Raw genomic sequence first — 18,687 nt, 5'->3', positions numbered from 1 at the left:
CCCGAACGGTCCACGGCGGAGGGTCGTCCGCGCAGCATTTGGCCAGCGCAAACGCTTGTCGTGGGTGAGTGAGCCACGTAACCGCAGCGAGATGCGCGTTCGGCAATGCTTAATCAGTCTGACAGAATCCGTTCGGGAAATGCATTTTCCGTCGTCAAGGCGGATGTGGAACGATTTTCCCACAGTGTGGTTGGCGGGTTGACCCGACAACGGCGCTGGCGGAAATATCGTCCGCGGCTTTACGGAGGGTGATCGGTCGTATTCGGTTGCCAAAACGTATTTTCAGGGGGATCAACTAAATGCCGGCCAGTGCGCTTTCATCACGGCTCGCCCGACATGCCACCGGCCCCGTCGCCGGCCGCGGCTCCACCGCCGTTCGCCGGTCGCCGGAACCCGCCCTGACCGTCACGGTGGCCATCCCGCTGACCGGCGACACGATTTCTCCGCAGGCTCACAAGCTCATCGAGGCCGTCCGCGAGCTCGTCGAGGTCAGCCACGGCACCGTGCAGCTCGAGCCGGCCGTCGCCCCGGTGGCCGACGATGCCGACGGTGACGCGCGCGGGGGCCCCGAGGTGCGCCTGCTGACCGGCACCCGCCAGGTCATCGTCGACGGCGAGCCGCTGCCGCTCACCCGCCTCGAGTTCGACCTGCTGCTGTTCCTGGCCGAGCGGCCGCGCCGGGTCTTCACCCGCGCCCAGCTGCTGACCGGCGTCTGGGGTTACGACCACACCGGCGAGCGCACGGTCGACGTGCACGTGCGCCGGCTGCGCCTCAAGCTGGGCGGCGCCGTTCCGCTGATCACCACGGTCTACGGCGTGGGCTACCGGCTCAGCGACGACGCTCACGTCGTGATCAAGCCGAACGAGTAGCCGCGCGGGTAGCCTTCGTCGGCGTGCGCGTCCGCCCCGTTTCGACCGAGATTCTGGTCGAGGAACTTGCCGATCTGCTGATATGTCGGGAACCCGACAGTTACCTCCGGGTCGCCCTCGACGGCGCCCCGGCCGCCCGGCCCGAGGCGCTGGCCGACGCCCTCATGGGCGCGCTGCGCGCCCGTGGCCGTCCCGCGGTACGGATCGATACGGCCGACTTTCTGCGCCCCGCTTCGCTGCGCCTGGAGTTCGGCCGGGACAACCCCGACTCGTACTACCTGGGCTGGTTCGACGAGGCCGGGCTGGCCCGCGAGGTGCTCGATCCGGCCGCCCCGGGCGGCTCGGGGCGGGTGCTCACGCGGCTGTGGGACGTGGCGACCGACCGGGCCGCCCGGCAGCCCTACCAAGACCTGCCGCCCGGCGCGATTCTGCTGGTCAGCGGTCCTCTGCTGCTCGGTGGCGGTCTGGCCTTCGACGTTACCGTGCACCTCGAGATGTCGGCCGCGGCGCTGGCCCGGCGCACCCCCGCCGAGAGCGCCTGGACGCTGCCCGCCTTCGAGCGGTACGCGGGCGAGGTCGACCCGGCGTCCTTCGCCGACGTGGTCGTCCGGGTTGATGATCCACGCCGCCCGGCGATGGTGCTCGAACGTTCATGAAGCGAGTCTGTAGCGGATCCGACCACTGACAGTTATGCTCCGGTTACTTTTTCAGCGGAGCGCCCGTTTGGGATCTCCAGCGGTGGGTATCAGCCGGCTTCACGGTGTGTAGGGGCTGAGCCTCGGGGGCCACCGGCAGGGGCAGAGGAAGGGCAGGGGGAGCGCATGCTCGTCAATGGAGCGGTTATCACGGGCAAGGGTGCCGCCAGGGGCCGGACGGCGGAGGAGATCGACCAGATCCGCGAGGTTCTGCGGGGCCGGTTCGACGACCTGAGCACCGAGTACGAGGAGGCGCTCGCCGAGAACCAGAAGCTCCGGCTGGCCGAGATGGGTGACTCCGCCGGCGACGACCAGGCCGACAGCGGCTCCAAGACGGCCGAGCGCGACGCCGCGTCCTCGCTGCTGCGGACCCTGAGCGACCGGCGTACGCAGGCCGAGCACGCGATGCACCGGCTCGAGGAGGGCACGTACGGCAACTGTGAGGGCTGCTCGAACCCGATCCCCTGGGAGCGGCTCGAGATCTTCCCCTCGGCCACCACGTGCGTCAACTGCAAGCAGAACCGCGAGCGCCGGGCCGGCTAGCCGCGGAATGCCCATGGGTCCGCCGCTCGAGCGCGGCGGACCCGCTGTATCCGGATTAGTTTGACGTCATGGGCACCATCGAGATCGGCACCGCGTCGTGGACCGACCGGACCCTGCTCGCGTCGGGGTGGTACCCGGTGAGCGCCGACACCCCCGAGAAGCGGCTGGCCTACTACGCCGGGAAGTTTCCGGTGGTCGAGGTCGACTCCACTTATTACGGGCCGCCGGCTGAGCAGACGAGCCGGCTGTGGGCGCAGCGCACCCCCGACGGCTTCATCTTCAACATCAAGGCGTTCAGCCTGCTGACCGGGCACCCGACCAAGGTGTCGGCGATCTACAAGGATCTGCGGCCCGAGACGGACAAGAAGAACATCTACCCCGGCGACCTGCCACCTCAGGCGTACGAGGAAGTCTGGACCCGATTCTTGTCGGCGCTGGATCCGCTGGACGAGGCGGGAAAGCTGGGCGCGGTCCTCTTCCAGTTCCCGCCGTGGTTCGGCATCCGCAAATCCAACAAGGAATACATCCTTGAGATCGCCGCGCGGTGCAAACCGATCCGGCCGGTTTTCGAGTTCCGCAACGCCTCCTGGTTCGAGGGCGCCAACCAGAACGAGACGCTCGACTTCCTGCGCGCCCACAAGCTTGCTTTCGTCGCCGTCGACATGCCGCAGGGCCACAAGAGTTCCGTGCCGCCCGTGCTGGCCGCCACCGCCGATCTGGCCGTGGTGCGCTTCCACGGCCACAGCGCCAAATGGACCAGCAAGGACATCCACGAGAAGTTCGGATATGAGTATTCGCATGCGGAACTCGCCGAATGGGCGCCCCGGCTGCGTTCCCTGGCCGCCGAGGCCGAGACGACCCAGGTGTTCATGAACAACTGCTACAGCGACTATGCGCAGCGCAACGCGACCGAGCTGATCGAACTGTTAGAGGGCGTCGAAGGGGACTGACTCCCAGACCTCGGCCATGAGCGCGGCCAGTTTGTCGCCGGCCGGGTATTTGAGGTCGTCGATCGAGACGATTTCCTGGCGTACGGTCCGGGAGTTGACCGCGACCGCCCCGGTGAAGTCGGGCAGCTCTGACACGGGCACCGGCCGGATGGTCCACGGCACCCCCTGCATGGTCATCGCGATCTGCAGCAGCACCATCGTGACGCCCTTGAGCATCGGCGCCTGCGGCCACACCACCTCGTCGCCCTTGAGGAAGGCCACGTTCCACGTCGTGCCCTCGCGCACGAGCCCGTCCGGACCGGCCGACAGCGCGTCGTCGAAGCCGGCCGCCCGCGCGAGCCGCTGCGCCCGCCACAGGCCCATCGTCGCCGAGTGCTTGTGCTCGGGCCAGTCCCGCCGGAACGCCGGGTCGATGCGCGCCCGGATCGGCGGCCCCGGCTCGTCGCTGACCGGATCGGCCACCGCCACGGCCACGTCCGGCGGGCCGTCCGGGTCGGCGCCGGGCAGGTAGGACACCCGCACCGAGGCCTCCGTCTCGTCGCCCAGCGCGTGCAGGATGAGCTGGCGCAGCCGGTGCTCGTCGTCGAGGCCGGGACGCCAGCCGAAGAACTCCTCGTTGCCGTCGGCCAGCCGGGCGAAATGAAGGGCCAGACCGCGTACGCCCGAACTCCGCACCTGCATCGAGGTGAAGTGCCCGTAGTTGAGTGTGGCCAGCCGGTGGATCTCGGCGGCGTCCGGCACCCGGCCGTTCAGTTCGAGGTAGCGCACGTCTTCACCTTAAGGCCACGCCTCTGAGCCATGGCGCACATCGTGTCGGCATCGATCACGGCCGCGCCGCCCGGGTCGTTGTTGAAATACACGAAGTTCTCCCGTACGGAGGGAAGCCGCTCGAGCCAGGACGACAGCGCGGCCCGTCCGTAGCGCGGCCACGGCTTCGCCCGCCCCTCGTGCAGGCGCAGATATCCGAAGTCGGCCGTCGTCCACAGCGGAGTGATCGGACGGCTCTTGCGGTCGGCCCAGCACAGCGCGGCGTTGTGCCGTTCCAGCAGTTTGCGGCAGTCGTCGGTCCACCAGGTGTCGTGCCGCGGCTCGACCGCCACCCGGGTGCCGGCCGGGATCAGCGACAGGGTCTCGTCCAGCGCGTCCAGGTCCGCCTTCATCGTCGGCGGGAGCTGCAGCAGCACCGGGCCGAGCTTGTCACCCAGCGCGCTCGCCCGCTCGAAGAACCGGGCCACCGGCTCGGCCGGCTCCCGCAGCCGCTTGATGTGGGTGAGATAGCGGCTCATCTTCACCGCCACGCAGAAGTCGTCCGGGGTGCGCTCGCGCCACTGCTCGAACGTCTTGCGCTCGGGCAGCCGGTAGAACGCGTTGTTGACCTCGACAGTCGGGAAATGCGCGGCGAAGTGCTCCAGCCAGAGCCGCTGGGGCAGCTTCTCCGGATAGAGCCGCCCCTTCCAGTCCCGGTACTGCCAGCCGGAGGTTCCGATCCACAGCATTCAGGCCGGATACCCCGGTCACAGGCCGGTTAGACGTGATGATCACGGGGTACGTCGCGGGTGCTGTCACGTCCACCGACGAAGGAGCTCTCATGGCACTGAACGACGACGACATCACCTCGGCCTCGGGCACCGGCACGGGCGAGGGCCCGGCCGACGGTGGCGCCAACCCGGGCGGCCACGACGGCGGTGCCGACGGCTCCGCGGGCGAGGGCCCGGCCGACGGTGGCGCCAACCCGGGCGGCCACGACGGTGGCGCCGACGGCTCCGCGGGCGAGGGCCCGGCCGACGGTGGCGCCAACCCCGACGGTCACGACGGCGGCGCCGACGGCTCCGCGTCCTGACAATGCCCGGGACCGACAACGCGCCGGGCGGCTCCCGCCCGGCGCTCTCCCGGGCCGTGGCCGTCGAGCCGGGCAAGTTCGCCGCCGCGTACTGGGGGAGGACTCCTCTTCTCTCCCGCGCGGGCGAGCTGGCCGGCCCGGACGGCTTCGCCGACCTGCTCTCCCCGGACGCCGTCGACGAACTGCTCAGCCGGCGGGGGCTGCGCACCCCCTTCCTGCGCGTCGCACAGCAGGGCAAGGTGCTGCCCACCGGCCGCTTCACCGGCGGCGGTGGCGCCGGCGCCGAGATCGGTGACCAGGTCATCGACGACCAGGTGATGCGGCTCTATGCGGAGGGCGCCACCCTTGTCCTCCAGGGCCTGCACCGCCTGTGGCCGCCGCTGATCGACTACAGCCGGCAGCTCGGCGCCGAGCTGCGCCGCCCGCTGCAGGTCAACGCCTATCTGACGCCGCCCGACAGCCAGGGCTTCAGCACCCACTACGACACCCACGACGTGTTCGTGCTGCAGGTCGACGGGACCAAGCGCTGGCGGCTGCACGAGCCGGTGCTGGCCGACCCGCTCGAGAAACAGGCGTGGGGCGGGCACGCCGACGAGGTGACCGCGACCGCCCAGGGCGAACCCGCGCTCGACGTGGTGCTCTCGCCCGGCGACGCGCTCTATCTGCCGCGCGGCTGGCTGCACTCGGCCGAGGCGCTGGGGCACCGGTCGCTGCACCTGACCATCGGCGTACGGGCCCTCACCCGGTACGCCGTCGTCGAGGAGCTCCTGGCCCTGGCGGCCGGGGACGCGCGCCTGCGGGCCACCCTCCCGTACGCGGTGGACGTCTCCGACCCCGACGCCATCGAGCCCGAGCTGACCGAGACCGTCGAGGCGCTCCGCGACTGGCTGACCAGCGTCGAGCCGGCCGAAGTGGCGGCGCGGCTGCAGGCCCGGGACTGGCCGTCCGCCCGTCCCGAACCGGTCAGCCCGCTGGCCCAGCTCGACTTCGCGGCCGGTCTCGGTGCGGAAGACCAGTTCCGCGTACGCGAGGGGCTGCGCTGGCGGCTGGCCGACGACGGGCCCGAGCACGTGGTCCTGCGGCTGGTGGGGCGCACGATGCGTTTCCCGGCCTACTGCGCGCCGGCTCTGCGGGCCGCGTTCGCCGGAGAGCCCGTACGGGTGGGGGATCTGCCTCTCGACGACGACGCCGACAAGCTGGTGCTGGCCCGGCGTCTGCTCAACGAAGCCCTGGTCGTGCCGGTCCGCTGAGTCTCAGACCGTCCGCAGCAGGGCGACCAGCGCGCCGGCCGTGACCAGGCCGGTGATCAGCACAGTGGCCACCGTCGCGGCGTCCAGTCCGGCCCCGCGACGGTCGGCCACCCGCTTGGCCGCCACCACGGCCAGCACCGGGCAGGCCAGCAGCGCGAGCAGCGCCACCACCGGCAGCGCGTCCTTCCACGTGCCGTCGGCCGTGCCTCCCGCCGTCCCCCGGAGCACCTGGTTGAGAATCGCGCCGGCCACCCCGCCCAGGAAACCGAACACCGCGAACAGCATCTTCACGCCGCTGTTGATCGGCCGGGCCGGGGCCGTGTACTTCAGCTTCGTCGCCACCTCGTCGAGGTAGTCGCCGGCCTCGCGGTCGGTGCGCTGCCGGGGAATCGAGGCGGGCGGGACCGTGCGCCCGTAGCGCTCGGCCACCGGCCCCACCTTGTGCACGTACTCCGACCACAGTCCGGCGGCGCGCGCGTCCACCTCTTCCAGCGTGCGCTGGGCCTGGGCCACGGCGTGCCGGGCCTCGTCGACGGCCTGATCGGCCCCGCGCACCGCCTCGTCGGCCGCGGCGACCCGGCCGTCGTGCCAGCGCTCGGCCTCGGCCCGCAGGACGGCCGCCTCCTCGTCCAAAGTGGTCAGCCGGCGCAGCACACTGCGGTAGTCCGCGGTGTCGAAGTCAGCCGGCTGCAGCCCTCCCTGTTGTTGTGTCACGAGTTCACCCCGTACGGAATGATGACCGCGGCCCCGCGATGTATTGAGCGGTCGAAGTGCAGGGCTCGCCAGGGGCGCGGATACCAGGCCGGGGCGCCGGCGCCGGGATAGAACGGCGCCAGCTCGCTGCCGTGCACGTCGAGGGCCACCCACGCGCCGATCGCGTCGGTGCGCGACCCGGGGCCGCCCAGGGCGTCGCGCAGCAGACCCGCGCCGCGCCACCAGCCGATCACGTGGATGCGCCGCTCCGGGCCCTGCCGCAGGATCGTGCGCAGCTGGTCGGCCGCGCCCTTGCCGCCGGGCAGCGCGTCGGCCGCATAGATGAGCAGGAAGTGGTGCCGGTCGGCGGGCCAGGACGCCGCCGCCTCGTTCGCCGCCTCCTCCAGGATCCAGTCGGCGTTGTCGTGCTCGTACCAGCCGCAGTCGGGCAGCGAGTCGCACAGGGCCTTGGCGGCCGGGCGGGCGTCCTGGTCGAGGCAGAGGATCGAGAACCGGGCGCTGTCCGGCGGGAACTGCGCGGCCAGCGACAGGGCGGCCGTGGCCAGCACCGCGCACGCCTCCTCCAGGCGCGTGCCGAGCACGGCCAGGTTGCGTCCGGGGGCGCGGCGCAACACCGTACGGGCGGACCGAGCCTCGACGTCGATGGTCTCGCCGAGCAGCACCACGGGCGCCGGCGTCCCCTCCACCGGGCCCAGCCGCCGGAAGTCGGGGCTGTCGGCCAGCCGCGGCACGACATCACCGTCGAACAGCCGGGGCGGTCCCATCTCGGCCGGCCGGCGCCGCCACAGCCGGTGCTGCAGCGCGTTCCACCGCTCGCGGTCGCCCGCGGCCGGCACCCGTACGACCCGGTTGGCCTCGACCGCGCCCGAGTCGGCGTTGACCACCGCGTGATAGCGGGGCAGCGACTCGGCCGCCGTGTTCTGCTCGGCCAGCACCCGCCGGGCCCGCGGCAGCGCGATCCGCAGCGAGAACTGCGCGACCAGCGCCGGACGGCCCCACAACGCCTCGATGCCGGACACGTCCTGGCTGGCCAGGATCAGGTGGATGCCCTGCGAGCGGCCGCGGCGGGCCAGGTCCTCGAGCAGGTCGACGGCCTCCTTCTCCACCGCGTCCCGTCCGGACAACAGCACCTGGAACTCGTCGATCACCGCCACGATCCGCGGCCACGAGCCGTCCGGATCCTCGGCCCGCAACTCGGCCAGGTTGGTCACCTCGTGCCGTTTGGCCGCGTCGGCCCGGCGGCGCAGCTCGTCGCCGAGGAAGCGCAGCAGGGCCAGCCCGAACTCGCGGTCGGTGTTGACGTTGACCCCGACAAGGCGCACGTGCGGCAGCCAGGTCTGGTCGCGCCGGCCCGGGGCGAACCGCGCGAACGACACGCCCTCCTTGAAGTCGAGCAGATAGAAGGCCAGCTCGGCCGGGGAGTAGCGGGCGGCCAGCGCGCCCATCCAGGCGTAGATGAGGTTGGTCTTGCCGGTGCCCGACGGCCCGGCGATCAACGCGTGCGGCGGATAGTCGGCCAGCGTCACCGGCACGGGCATGCCCTGCGGGCTGTCGCCGAGCGGCGCGGTCAGCCCGGTGGCCGCGCTCTCCTGCCACTCGACCTGCGGCAACAGGCTGTCCAGGGCGACCGGGGCCGGTCCGGCCGCGACCGCCTCGGCGATCCGCCGGCAGGTCGCCGCCACCACCGCCTGCGGCGGGCCCCCGTCCAGCCGTACGGGCAGAGACCCGGCGCTGCTGATCCGCGCGTGGTCGCCCGGCTGGGCCGTGATGAACTCGACGCCCGCGGTGGCCGGCACCGGCATCCCCTGGATGACCAGGTGCACGCCGCAGGCCGCGCCGGTGCGCAGCAGACGCTGCAGCTGGGCCTGCTCGGCCCGGCTCAGCTCGCCCGCGCCCAGCAGCACGGCGATCCGCCACGGCTCGGGCCGCCGGTGGGTGGCCGCGTTGAGCTCGCGCAGCGACGTGTACTCGCCGGCCAGGACCGTCTCGTTGATCCGGCGGACCTGATCGGTCAGGTCGTCGAGCAGCGAGCCGAGCCCGCCCGGCCCGACGAAGGTGAGCACGTTGGCCGGGGCCAGCGGGGCGAACCGGGCGAGCCCGCCGCCCAGGTGCTCCGGGTCGTATCCGATGATCTGCACCGCCCCCGGCGGCGCCGTCCCCAGCGCGCGCAGCAGCAGCCCGGCCACGACCTCGTCGCCGATGGTCCGGTCGCCCCGCACCACGACGTGGCCGCGGTCGAGCAGCGGCACCAGGGCCGGGACGTCTTCGGGATGCGGCAGCAGGAGGCGGCCGACACGCAGCTCGGCGGCCCGGTCGAGCGGGGTCGGCTGCCAGTCGTCCCACGGGTCGCCGGCGGCGCCGGGAGCGGCCCGGTCGGCCGCCGCGGCGGCGGCTTCGGCGTAGGCGGCCAGGTCGGCCCGGTGCTGGTCGTCGATCTCGGCCAGCCGGGCGTCGCGGGCGCCGGCCAGCTTGTGGCGGCGGGCCCCGGCCGCATCGACCACACGGCGGCGGCGTTCGACGGCCCGGCCGTACTCCTGGCGGGCCGCCTCCAGCGCGTTCGAGGCGGCGCCGAGCGCGTGCGAGAGCGCGGCCCGGACGTCCATCACCTGCTGCGCGGTCGAGTCAGCCATGATCGGGGCCGTCGTTCCGCTCGGGCCGCTGCACCGGGTCGGGCGCGGCCGGGTCGAGCGTGCCGGCGTCGCGGCCCAGACGGGCGAGCAGCACACCGGTGAGCACGCCCGCGGTCACAGCACTATCGGCCGGGTGGTTGGGCGCCTTGGGCTGGTTGCCGGTGGGCACCCGGCAGATGCGGTCGATCAGCGTCTCGAGCACGGCCGGGGACGTGCCCGGCAGCAGCGACTTGACCCGGCCCTCGGCGGCCGAGCGCAGCTTGGCCACGTCGTCGGGGCGAGGCTCGTGCCCGAGCAGGTCACCGGCCAGCCGGTGCAGCACCGGGGAGCTGACCGCGGACAGGGCGAGCCCGGTCGACGCGCTCACGTCATGCAGCTCGCGGCCCAGCCGGGCCCGGTCGCCCGCGCGTACGCCGGAGGCCACCCGCCGCAGCAGCTCCGCCGTGTCGGTGTTTCCCGGCTCGGCCTGCTCGGGCGCGGGCTCGCCGGTCAGCTGGGCCACCCGCTTCTGCCACCACGGCCCCAGCTGTTCGGTCTCTTCCCGGGGCTCGGCCGGTTCGGAGCGCTCGGGCCTCTCGAGACCCGCCTTCCAATCACGGTCGGGTGGCGCCGCGCCCTCGCCCGAGAGGCCGACGCTCGCCAGATAGCGGGCGATCGAATCCTGGGCGAGGCGCAGCGCGGCCGCGGCCCGTTCGGCGTGCTCGGTCGCGTTGCCGAGCTGCGGGACGCCCAGCGGATCCTGCGACGTCTCGCGTACCCAGGTCAGCAGTTCCGTCGCGCTGCGCAGTTTCTCCAGCGCGACGGTGACCTGACCGGTGGGCAGCTCGTCGGAGATCGCGCGGAGCTGGGCGCCGAGGTCCTGGATCAGTGACATCTCGTCAGAGGGTCGCCGTGTACTGCTGCGCCTGCTCGAGGGCGACGAGCGTTGCGCCCAGGCAATCCTCGAGGGACTGGTCGGCCTGGGACAACTGGGCGTGCGCAGCGCCCACCGCGTCGTTGCCGCTGCCGTCGAGGGCCGCGGCGAGACTCTGCTGGGCCTCGCCCAGCTTTTCCCGGGCCGCCTGTATCGCCTGCTGACCCTCGGTGACCTGCTGCAACGCAGCGTCCACAGCCGCTTTGACTTCGGCGACACTGGCCACCCGTGGAGCCTCCTGCTGTAGGGAACCCGACTGTCGAAACCAGACTACTGCCCCGGCTCCGGCCTGCCATGGGGGCCGCCCCGGGGGAGCGTCCCTGTTGGACAGCGTGTCCGGGGCTGTGATCCCGCGCTGCCGGACAGCTGGGGATCGACCCTGAATGAACAGGAATGAATCCTGAGAGTGACAGGCCACGGGTGCTCGCGGGAAGCGTACGCCCGCCCTGGGAACGACGACATTCACCCCCGGGCGTGGATCTGGCCACTCCTCAGTGATCAATCGGCCGCCCCGGCAGTGCGGGATCCGCGCACCGTGGCGACCATCGCGACGATCGCCGCCGCGGCCACCACCGGGGCGAAGGCGAACCCGGTCCGGATGCCGGCGTCGGTCAGCGGACCGGCCACCGCCGCCCCCAGCGCGCTGCCCACGCTGAACGCGGTCATGATCCAGGCGAACGCCTCGACCGCGGTGCCGGTGGGGGCCAGCCGGTCGGCCGCCAGGAACACGGCCGTCAGCACGGGCGGCAGCATGAGCCCGCTCACCACGAGCAGCACGGTCATCGCGGCGGTGCCCGGCGCGGTCAGCAACGGCAGATATCCGACGGCGAAGATCGCGGTCAGCACCGGCAGCCGGCGCGGCCCGCCGGGAGAGGCGCGCGTATAGATCAGCCCGCCCATCAGCGCCCCGCCGGCCTGGGCGGCCAGCAGCCAGCCGGTCAGGGAACGGTCGCCGGCCGCCTCGGCGTAGCCGGTGAGCACGACCGGGATGCTTCCGACGGCCGCACCGACGAACGCGACGCCGCCGACCATGACGGCCAGGCGACCCGAGCGCAACGGGCCGGCCCAGTGGCGGTGAGCCCGAGTTCCCCGCCATTCCCGTACGGCCGGGGCGCGCACGAACGCGATCACGCCGGCCAGCTGCAGGACGGCCGCGGCGTACAGGCCCGCGGACGTCCCGCCGACGGCGACGGCCCCGAGGGTGACGAGCGGGCCGGTCACGAAGATGACCTCCTGCACGGCGATGTCCAGCGCGTACGCGGCGTGCACGGTGTTCGGCGGGACCAGCACGGGCCAGAGGGCGCGCAGGCAGGCCTCGAGCGGCGGGGTGCCCAGGCCGGCCAGCGCGGCGCCGAGGCCGATCACCAGCGGGCGGCCCGGGGCGGAGGCGGCGATCAGGTAGCCGATTGTGGACAGAGCGGCCGAGCCGTACAGGACAGGGGGCTGGCGCCAACGGTCGACGGCGCGGGCCAGGACGGGGGCGCCCACGGCCATGCCGGCGGTGAAGACGGCGACCAGCGCTCCGGCCACGGCGAGGCTGAGGGACTCGCGGGCGAACAGCAGCAGGGCCAGGGGCGAGGCGGCCAGGGGGAGCCGGCCGACCTGGGCGGCGGTGAGGACGAGGGGGACGTACGGGTGGCGCAGCACTGTGCGGGCGCCGATTTGTGCGGTGGGGCTGGCGGACATGGGGCGACTCCGTTTTCCGACTGTGCGACAAACGGCGAGCTGCCTGTGGACAACCGCTTTCCGATCACCGCGGGGGCGTAGGGTCCGTTCCCTGCCCCGGGTGGGTGGGGGTTAGGGATGGCGCTACACCAAGATCAGCGGTTGATCGGCGCGGTTGATCGGCGCGGCTCGCAGCGGGACCGAGGCGCTCGGTCGTCGGCACACCGGGGGACACGTGCCGGCCCTGGCGCAGCGACGACGAGAGAGAGCCTCGCGGGAAGGTCAGCCGTGCTGGAGGGCCCACGGGGGCCAGAGCGGCGGGGGCGTCCAGGCCGGCATCACAGTGGGGGATGCCGACGGCGCGAAGTCGCGGCGCTCGTGATCGTCGCCATAGAGGGGCAACGAGGGCGTGATCCAGCTCGCGAAGCGGGCTTCCGAGCGGGCGATCACGCTCACATCCTAACGGCGCGGGACGCTGGAGGGACCCCTCACTTCGGCCCCGTGGACCGTCACCCGATCACGCAGTCCCCGGTCCGCGGTGATCACCACGATGCGCCGGTCGCCGGCCTCACGACGTACGAGATCGGCAATGGTGTCGTCGCCCGAGCCGGCCGCACTGACCACGGTCACGCCGTTGCCGGACTGCTCGGTGTGCTTGGCCTGACCCTCCACGACCAGCGTCAACTCCACCGGGCCGGGCAGATCGGGCAGCCCGTCGGTGAGCACCGGGGCGAGCGCGTCGCGCAGCCGGACGGCCGCTCCGGCCCGATCACGCCACCACCCGTCGGGTACGGAACCGACGACGTTGGCCCCGTCGACGATCACGAGAGGTACGGTCATGAAGTTGAGCCTACCCGAGTCAACTTTCTTCGAAATCCGGGAATGGCTGGACCGGCCACGGCGCTGATACGGGGCGTGTGTAGTGGGTATGCCCGCTCGCACGACTGACACGCAAAGAAGAGAGAAGACGGATGAGCATCGGACCGATGGGACCGACTGGTCCCGGCCAGTGGGACGACTTCTTCGCGCGCTTCTTCGGTGCGGCGGACCCGCGCCGCTCGGCGCGCATCGACATCACGAAGTACATGAGTGGCGACGCGCGTGAGGTTCTCTCCGCGGCCGCCCGCCGCGCGGCCGAGCTTGCCGATCCGGATCGTCCGGTCGCCGACCTGGACACCGACCACCTGCTGTGGGCGGTCCTCCAGCAGGAGCCGATGAAGCAGACCGTGCGCCGCGCGGGCGCCGACCCCGAGTCGCTGCTGTCCGCCCTGGGCCGCCCGGCCGGGGTGCGCGAAGAGATGCCGGCGCAGGTCGCGCTGACCCCCGCCGCGAAGCGCGCGCTGCTCGACAGCCTGCAGATCTCGCGGGCGCTGGGCTCCTCGTACGTGGGCCCCGAGCACATCCTGATGGCGCTCGGCCTCAACCCCGACTCGGCGGCCGGTCGTCTGCTGGCCGGCAAGCTCGACCCCCAGGCGCTGCAGCAGCAGGGCGCTCCCGAGCCCGGTCAGGGCCGGGGCGGTCCCGGCAACCGCGGCGGCAACCCCAGCAACCCCAACACCCCGACCCTCGAGCAGTTCGGCGTGGACCTGACCGAGATGGCCCGGCGCGGCGAGATCGACCCGGTGATCGGCCGGGCCGACGAGATCGAGCAGGCCGTCGAGATCCTGTCCCGGCGCACCAAGAACAACCCGGTGCTGATCGGTGAGGCCGGCGTCGGCAAGACCGCGATCGTCGAGGGCCTGGCCCAGCGCATTGTGGACGGCGACGTGCCGCTGACCCTGGAGAACAAGCGGGTCATCCAGCTCGACCTGGCCGGTCTGGTCGCGGGCACCCGCTACCGCGGCGACTTCGAGGAGCGCCTGCGCAAGGTCATCGACGAGATCCAGAACGAGGGGGAGGGCCTGATCGTCTTCCTCGACGAGATCCACACCCTGGTCGGCGCCGGTGGCGGCGGGGGCGACGGTGGCGGCATGGACGCGAGCAACATGCTCAAGCCGGCCCTGGCCCGCGGTCAGCTGCGGGTGGTCGGCGCGACCACGCTCGACGAATATCGCAAGCACATCGAGAAGGACGCGGCCCTGGCCCGGCGTTTCCAGCCGGTGCTGGTCGGCGAGCCGTCGGTCGAGGACACCGTGCAGATCCTGCGCGGTCTCCGGGACAACTACGAGGCGCACCACCAGGTGCGGATCACCGACGAGGCGCTGGACGCCGCGGCCGAGCTGTCCGACCGCTACATCACCGACCGGTTCCTGCCGGACAAGGCGATCGACCTGATCGACCAGGCCGGCGCGCGGGTGCGGCTGCGGGTGAAGACCCCGGACGCGGGCGTACGGGAACGGGAGCGCCGGCTCGACGAGCTGTCCCGCGACCGTGACCAGGCCGTGGCGGCGGAGAACTACGAGAAGGCGTCGGCGCTGCGCGACGAGATCAACCAGCTGAAGTCCGAGATCGAGCGGGGCGTCACCGCCGAGGACGGCGTGCCCCAGGTGACCGAGGCCGACATCGCCGAGGTCGTGTCGCGGGCCACCGGCATCCCGGTCTCGCAGCTCACCGAGGAGGAGCGGGAGCGCCTGCTGCGCCTCGAGGGGCACCTGCACGAGCGGGTGGTCGGCCAGGACGACGCGGTCGCGGCCGTCGCCGAGGCGGTCCGCCGGTCGCGGGCCGGACTGGGCGACCCGGACCGGCCGGTGGGCAGCTTCCTGTTCCTCGGCCCGACCGGCGTCGGCAAGACCGAGCTGGCCCGTTCGCTGGCCGACGCGCTGTTCGGCGACTCGGACCGGATGATCCGGCTCGACATGAGCGAGTTCCAGGAGCGGCACACCGTGTCGCGGCTGGTCGGGGCGCCTCCCGGCTACGTCGGCTACGACGAGGCCGGGCAGCTGACCGAGGCGGTTCGCCGCCGCCCGTACAGCGTGGTGCTGCTCGACGAGATCGAGAAGGCCCACCCGGACGTGTTCAACATCCTGCTGCAGGTGCTCGACGACGGGCGCCTGACCGACAGCCAGGGCCGCACGGTCAGCTTCAAGAACACCGTGCTGATCATGACCAGCAACCTGGGCTCCGACCTGATCAACGGCACCCGTCGCAGCGTCGGGTTCGGTGCGGCCGGCGGCGGCTCGCCCGACGAGGAGCTGCGGGACCGGCTCGACCGGCGGCTCAAGGAGCAGCTGCGGCCCGAGTTCATCAACCGGATCGACGAGATCATCGTCTTCCGGCAGCTGGAGCAGGAGCAGGTGCGCCAGATCACCGAGCTGATGCTGAACGAGACGCGGCGCCGCCTGCACAACCAGAACGTCACCCTGGAGATCACCACCGCGGCGGTCGACTGGCTGGCCGAGAAGGGCTTCCAGCCCGAGTTCGGCGCCCGCCCGCTGCGCCGGGTGATCCAGCGCGAGCTGGACAACCGGCTGTCGACCATGCTGCTGGCGGCCGACCTGGCTCCCGGCCAGACGGTCAAGGTGGACGTGGCCGACGGGGCGCTGACCTTCGAGGCGAACTCGCCCGCCAAGGTCTGACGTGCCGATGAGGAAGGGCCCGGCTCAGGCCGGGCCCTTTGTCATTTCTCGGCCGCGGCGGCCAGCCCGCCGACCGCGCCCAGCTGCGGATAGTCGGCCATCCAGTCGACGAACTCGGGGTTGCGCCCCACGACCTCCTGGTAAGCCTCCTGGGCCATGTCCATCAGCTTGGGCGCGCTGTTGGCCGCCTGCGAATCCGGATGCCAGCCGAGCACGAGACGCCACCGCAGCGGGGCCCCGCGTAGCGGGCGCGAGGTCAGCCCGGCCGGCGGCCGGAAGGTGCCCTGGCAGAGGGCGAGCGCCATGCCCGACTCGACCATGTCGATGCACCCGCGGACGTCGCTCTCGAGCATGCGCCGCGGCGTGAAACCGGCCCGGGCGCACGCCGCCGCGAAACAGTCCCCGAAGCAGCCGTCGCCGGTGGCCGCCACCCACGACTCCGAGGCCAGCTCGGCCAGGTCGACGTCGGTGCCCTTGCTGCCCGGATGGTCCTCGGGCATCAGCGCGCAGATGCCGTCGATGGCGATGGTCTGCCAGACCAGGCCGTAGTCGGCCGAGGGGAACGCGTCGCCGCAGACCCCGACCTGCGCGTAGTCGAGCTTGCCGGCCAGCACCATGTTGGCCAGGTCGTCGACGTAGTACGACGCGTGGGTGGTGATCTGGGCATCGGGCTGGGCCTGAGCCAGCCGGGACACCATGCCGCCGATGATCGGGCCGCCCAGTGCCCCGATCCGGTAGCGGCTCATCGTGCCGACCCCGGTGGCGCCGGCCAGCCGGGCTGCCTCGTCCTGCAGGCCCTTCATCGCCGGGAGCAGCACCCGGGCGCGGGCGAGAACCAGCTCGCCGAGTGCCGTGGGCCGGGCGCCGCGACGGTCCCGCTCGAACAGGGGGCCGCCCAGAGTGCGTTCGATGCGCTGCAGCTGCGCGGTCAGGGCCGGCTGGGCCAGTCCGAGTTGCGAGGCCGCCTTGGTCACGCTGCCTGTCTCCGCGATGGCGCAGACCACCTTGAGATGACGCAGCTCCAGGTTCATAACGTGACGTTAGGACCACGAGGACATCGAAGGCTAGACCTACGGACGATCGAAAGATCCCCCACATGTGACAAATAGGTTAACGAATCTGGTGAATTACCTACAAATCCTTCGCGTACGTCGTCCGGCCGGTCACAGCATCGCGCAATTTGTCCAGGACGGCGACGGCCGGGTCGACCACCTTGTTCCAGGGCGGCGTCGACGGCGTGCCCGGATGCGGACGGGTCGGCGCGGCCTCCTCGGCCGTTTCGAACCGGTTGCCGACGCGGATCAGATCCTCGATCGGCACCATTTGCACAAGGACGGGCAGCAGCTCCTCGGCGTCGGCGGCCACGTGGCGGCGTACGGCCTCGGCGACGTTCTGAATGGTCTCGGCCGAGAGCTGCTTCTGGAGTTGCTGCAGAGTGACCAACAGCTGGCGGTCCTCGGCCAGCTCGCGGTCGGCCAGTTCCTCGCCGCCGGGCACGGTGCGGCGTACGGCGGGATAGAGGTATTGCTCCTCGGCGCTCAGATGCCGGGACAGCTCGGCCACCACGACACCGGCCAGGCGCTTGTCCGCGGGGTCGGCGCTCAGCCGGTCGCACAGCTCGAGCAGCTCGCGGTGCTCCTCGGTGATCACGTCGACGACGTTGCGCCCGGTCGTCTCGCCACCCAGCGGCGGAAGCGGGGGAAGATTCAGGGAAGACACGGCGCGCTTGGTACCCCCGGGTCGGCTCCGATCAAACCTCCCTCACAACGTGCTGGTAAGAAGGTCAAATGGAGACCACCGCTGCCGACGAGGTCGTGGGCATCTGCCGCGACCTGCTGCGCATCGACACCACCAACACGGGCGACCCGCGCACCACGGTCGGTGAGCGGGCCGCCGCCGAATACGTCGGCGAGAAGCTGGGCGAGGCCGGCATCGAGGTCGAGCTGCACGAGTCGGCTCCGAAACGGGCCAACCTGGTCGCCCGCATCCCCGGCGCCGACCGCAGCCGCGGGGCGCTGCTCGTGCACGGCCACCTCGACGTCGTCCCGGCCGACGCGAGCGAATGGTCGGTCGATCCCTTCTCGGGCGAGGAGAAGGGCGGCTACCTGTGGGGCCGCGGCGCGATCGACATGAAGGACTTCGACGCGATGATGCTCGCCGTCGTCCGCGACTGGTCCCGTACGGGATACGTGCCCCCGCGTGACATCGTGCTCGCCTACACGGCCGACGAAGAGGCCGGCATGGAGTATGGCTCGCAGTGGCTGGTGCAGAACCACCGCGACCTGTTCGACGGGTGCACCGAGGCGATCGGCGAGGTCGGCGGGTATTCGTACACGGTGAACGACGACCTGCGCCTCTATCTGGTGCAGACCGCCGAGAAGGGCCTCGACTGGCTGCGCCTGCACGCCACCGGCCGCCCCGGCCACGGCTCGTTCATCCACGACGACAACGCGGTCACGAGCCTGTCCGAGGCCGTGGCCCGGGTCGGCCGGCACCGTTTCCCGACCGTGCTCACCCCGACCGTCCGGGCGTTCCTGGACCAGGTCGGCGACGCGCTGCAGATCGACATCGACCCGGACAACCCGGAGTTGGCGATCGCCAAGCTCGGCCCGATCGCCAACCTGATCGGCGCGACGATCCGCAACACCGCCAACCCCACCCGTCTCGAGGCCGGTTACAAGGACAACGTCATCCCGGGCCGGGCGTCGGCGACGATCGACTGCCGCACGCTGCCGGGTGAGGCCGACCGGTTCCTGTCCGAGCTGCGCGAGCTGATCGGGCCCGACGTGGAGATCGAGCACGTTCACCAGCAGCCGGCCGTCGAGACCGAGTTCGGCGGTGAGCTGGTCGACGCGATGGGGGCGGCGCTGCGCGCGGAGGATCCCGGGGCGCGTACTGTGCCGTACCTGATGTCCGGGGGCACGGACGCGAAGGCCTTCTCGACGCTCGGCATCCGTTGCTTCGGGTTCGCCCCGTTGCGGCTTCCCGCCGACCTGAACTTCGCCTCCCTGTTCCACGGCATCGACGAGCGCGTCCCGGTCGAAGGACTAAAGTTCGGCGTGCGTGTGCTCGACCGTCTGCTCCGGAACAGCTGACCTGTTGG

The 18,687-nt window shown here is 71.9% G+C and carries 18 protein-coding genes; 8 read left to right on the top strand and 10 right to left on the bottom strand.

Translation table 11 applies throughout. The features are described 5' to 3' along the window. Positions 1 to 299 precede the first annotated feature (299 nt). From ACZ3I4_RS30175 to ACZ3I4_RS30160, 4 genes are all read left to right on the top strand, one after another. Positions 300 to 869 carry a winged helix-turn-helix domain-containing protein gene (locus tag ACZ3I4_RS30175; protein WP_465385419.1) on the top strand — a complete coding sequence of 190 codons (570 nt, stop codon included), beginning with the start codon at positions 300 to 302 and terminating at the stop codon, positions 867 to 869. A gap of 23 nt (positions 870 to 892) precedes the next feature. Beyond that, positions 893 to 1,525 carry a nucleoside/nucleotide kinase family protein gene (locus ACZ3I4_RS30170; RefSeq protein WP_465385418.1) on the top strand — a complete coding sequence of 211 codons (633 nt, stop codon included), beginning with the start codon at positions 893 to 895 and terminating at the stop codon, positions 1,523 to 1,525. 165 nt (positions 1,526 to 1,690) lie between these two features. Next, entirely contained in the window at positions 1,691 to 2,107 is a 417-nt protein-coding gene (locus ACZ3I4_RS30165; protein WP_465385417.1) for a TraR/DksA family transcriptional regulator, read from the top strand. A 68-nt stretch (positions 2,108 to 2,175) separates the two neighbouring features. Next, positions 2,176 to 3,057, top strand: coding sequence for a DUF72 domain-containing protein (locus ACZ3I4_RS30160; protein ID WP_465385416.1), 882 nt, complete (start codon positions 2,176 to 2,178; stop codon positions 3,055 to 3,057). Here ACZ3I4_RS30160 and ACZ3I4_RS30155 read toward each other — a convergent pair. Both ACZ3I4_RS30155 and ACZ3I4_RS30150 read right to left on the bottom strand, forming a co-directional pair. Continuing rightward, positions 3,034 to 3,825, bottom strand: a complete 792-nt coding sequence (locus ACZ3I4_RS30155) for an aminotransferase class IV (protein WP_465385415.1) — start codon at positions 3,823 to 3,825, stop codon at positions 3,034 to 3,036. The genes ACZ3I4_RS30160 and ACZ3I4_RS30155 overlap by 24 nt on opposite strands. After that, positions 3,807 to 4,553: a DUF72 domain-containing protein gene (locus ACZ3I4_RS30150; RefSeq protein ID WP_465385414.1), complete on the bottom strand. Its 747-nt coding sequence runs from the start codon at positions 4,551 to 4,553 to the stop codon at positions 3,807 to 3,809. The genes ACZ3I4_RS30155 and ACZ3I4_RS30150 overlap by 19 nt, the downstream gene beginning before the upstream one ends. A gap of 92 nt (positions 4,554 to 4,645) precedes the next feature. Between ACZ3I4_RS30150 and ACZ3I4_RS30145 the strand changes: the two genes are divergently transcribed. Together ACZ3I4_RS30145 and ACZ3I4_RS30140 are read left to right on the top strand one after the other, a co-directional pair. After that, a complete protein-coding gene (locus ACZ3I4_RS30145; protein ID WP_465385413.1) occupies positions 4,646 to 4,897 on the top strand; it encodes a hypothetical protein in 252 nt (83 codons plus the stop codon). 2 nt (positions 4,898 to 4,899) lie between these two features. Then, positions 4,900 to 6,147: a cupin domain-containing protein gene (locus tag ACZ3I4_RS30140; protein ID WP_465385412.1), complete on the top strand. Its 1,248-nt coding sequence runs from the start codon at positions 4,900 to 4,902 to the stop codon at positions 6,145 to 6,147. 3 nt (positions 6,148 to 6,150) lie between these two features. Here ACZ3I4_RS30140 and ACZ3I4_RS30135 read toward each other — a convergent pair whose 3' ends face one another. From ACZ3I4_RS30135 to ACZ3I4_RS30110, 6 genes are all read right to left on the bottom strand, one after another. Continuing rightward, entirely contained in the window at positions 6,151 to 6,861 is a 711-nt protein-coding gene (locus ACZ3I4_RS30135) for a hypothetical protein (RefSeq protein ID WP_465385411.1), read from the bottom strand. Then, positions 6,858 to 9,491: an FtsK/SpoIIIE domain-containing protein gene (locus tag ACZ3I4_RS30130; RefSeq protein ID WP_465385410.1), complete on the bottom strand. Its 2,634-nt coding sequence runs from the start codon at positions 9,489 to 9,491 to the stop codon at positions 6,858 to 6,860. Before ACZ3I4_RS30130 ends, ACZ3I4_RS30135 begins: the two co-directional genes overlap by 4 nt. Continuing rightward, positions 9,484 to 10,365, bottom strand: coding sequence for a hypothetical protein (locus tag ACZ3I4_RS30125; protein ID WP_465385409.1), 882 nt, complete (start codon positions 10,363 to 10,365; stop codon positions 9,484 to 9,486). Before ACZ3I4_RS30125 ends, ACZ3I4_RS30130 begins: the two co-directional genes overlap by 8 nt. A 4-nt stretch (positions 10,366 to 10,369) precedes the next feature. After that, positions 10,370 to 10,630, bottom strand: a complete 261-nt coding sequence (locus ACZ3I4_RS30120; protein ID WP_465385408.1) for a hypothetical protein — start codon at positions 10,628 to 10,630, stop codon at positions 10,370 to 10,372. Between the two features lie 272 nt (positions 10,631 to 10,902). Continuing rightward, positions 10,903 to 12,090 (bottom strand): MFS transporter, encoded by a 1,188-nt coding sequence (locus tag ACZ3I4_RS30115; protein ID WP_465385407.1) that lies wholly within the window; start codon positions 12,088 to 12,090, stop codon positions 10,903 to 10,905. A 438-nt stretch (positions 12,091 to 12,528) separates the two neighbouring features. Next, positions 12,529 to 12,909, bottom strand: a complete 381-nt coding sequence (locus ACZ3I4_RS30110) for a hypothetical protein (RefSeq protein ID WP_465385406.1) — start codon at positions 12,907 to 12,909, stop codon at positions 12,529 to 12,531. A gap of 131 nt (positions 12,910 to 13,040) precedes the next feature. On the opposite strand from ACZ3I4_RS30110, the gene ACZ3I4_RS30105 reads away from it, so the two are divergent. Continuing rightward, positions 13,041 to 15,584 carry an ATP-dependent Clp protease ATP-binding subunit gene (locus tag ACZ3I4_RS30105; protein ID WP_465385405.1) on the top strand — a complete coding sequence of 848 codons (2,544 nt, stop codon included), beginning with the start codon at positions 13,041 to 13,043 and terminating at the stop codon, positions 15,582 to 15,584. A gap of 41 nt (positions 15,585 to 15,625) precedes the next feature. Here ACZ3I4_RS30105 and ACZ3I4_RS30100 read toward each other — a convergent pair whose 3' ends face one another. Together ACZ3I4_RS30100 and ACZ3I4_RS30095 are read right to left on the bottom strand one after the other, a co-directional pair. Beyond that, positions 15,626 to 16,615: a LysR family transcriptional regulator gene (locus tag ACZ3I4_RS30100; protein ID WP_465385404.1), complete on the bottom strand. Its 990-nt coding sequence runs from the start codon at positions 16,613 to 16,615 to the stop codon at positions 15,626 to 15,628. A gap of 100 nt (positions 16,616 to 16,715) precedes the next feature. After that, positions 16,716 to 17,294, bottom strand: coding sequence for a hemerythrin domain-containing protein (locus tag ACZ3I4_RS30095; RefSeq protein ID WP_465385635.1), 579 nt, complete (start codon positions 17,292 to 17,294; stop codon positions 16,716 to 16,718). A 77-nt stretch (positions 17,295 to 17,371) separates the two neighbouring features. Between ACZ3I4_RS30095 and ACZ3I4_RS30090 the strand changes: the two genes are divergently transcribed. Then, positions 17,372 to 18,679, top strand: coding sequence for a M20/M25/M40 family metallo-hydrolase (locus tag ACZ3I4_RS30090; RefSeq protein WP_465385403.1), 1,308 nt, complete (start codon positions 17,372 to 17,374; stop codon positions 18,677 to 18,679). Positions 18,680 to 18,687: the final 8 nt, after the last annotated feature.

Source organism: Actinoplanes sp. NPDC021490, from assembly GCF_055562135.1.
The sequence above is the reverse complement of the archived record's forward strand: the minus strand, read 5'-3'. Positions and strand labels throughout refer to the sequence as shown.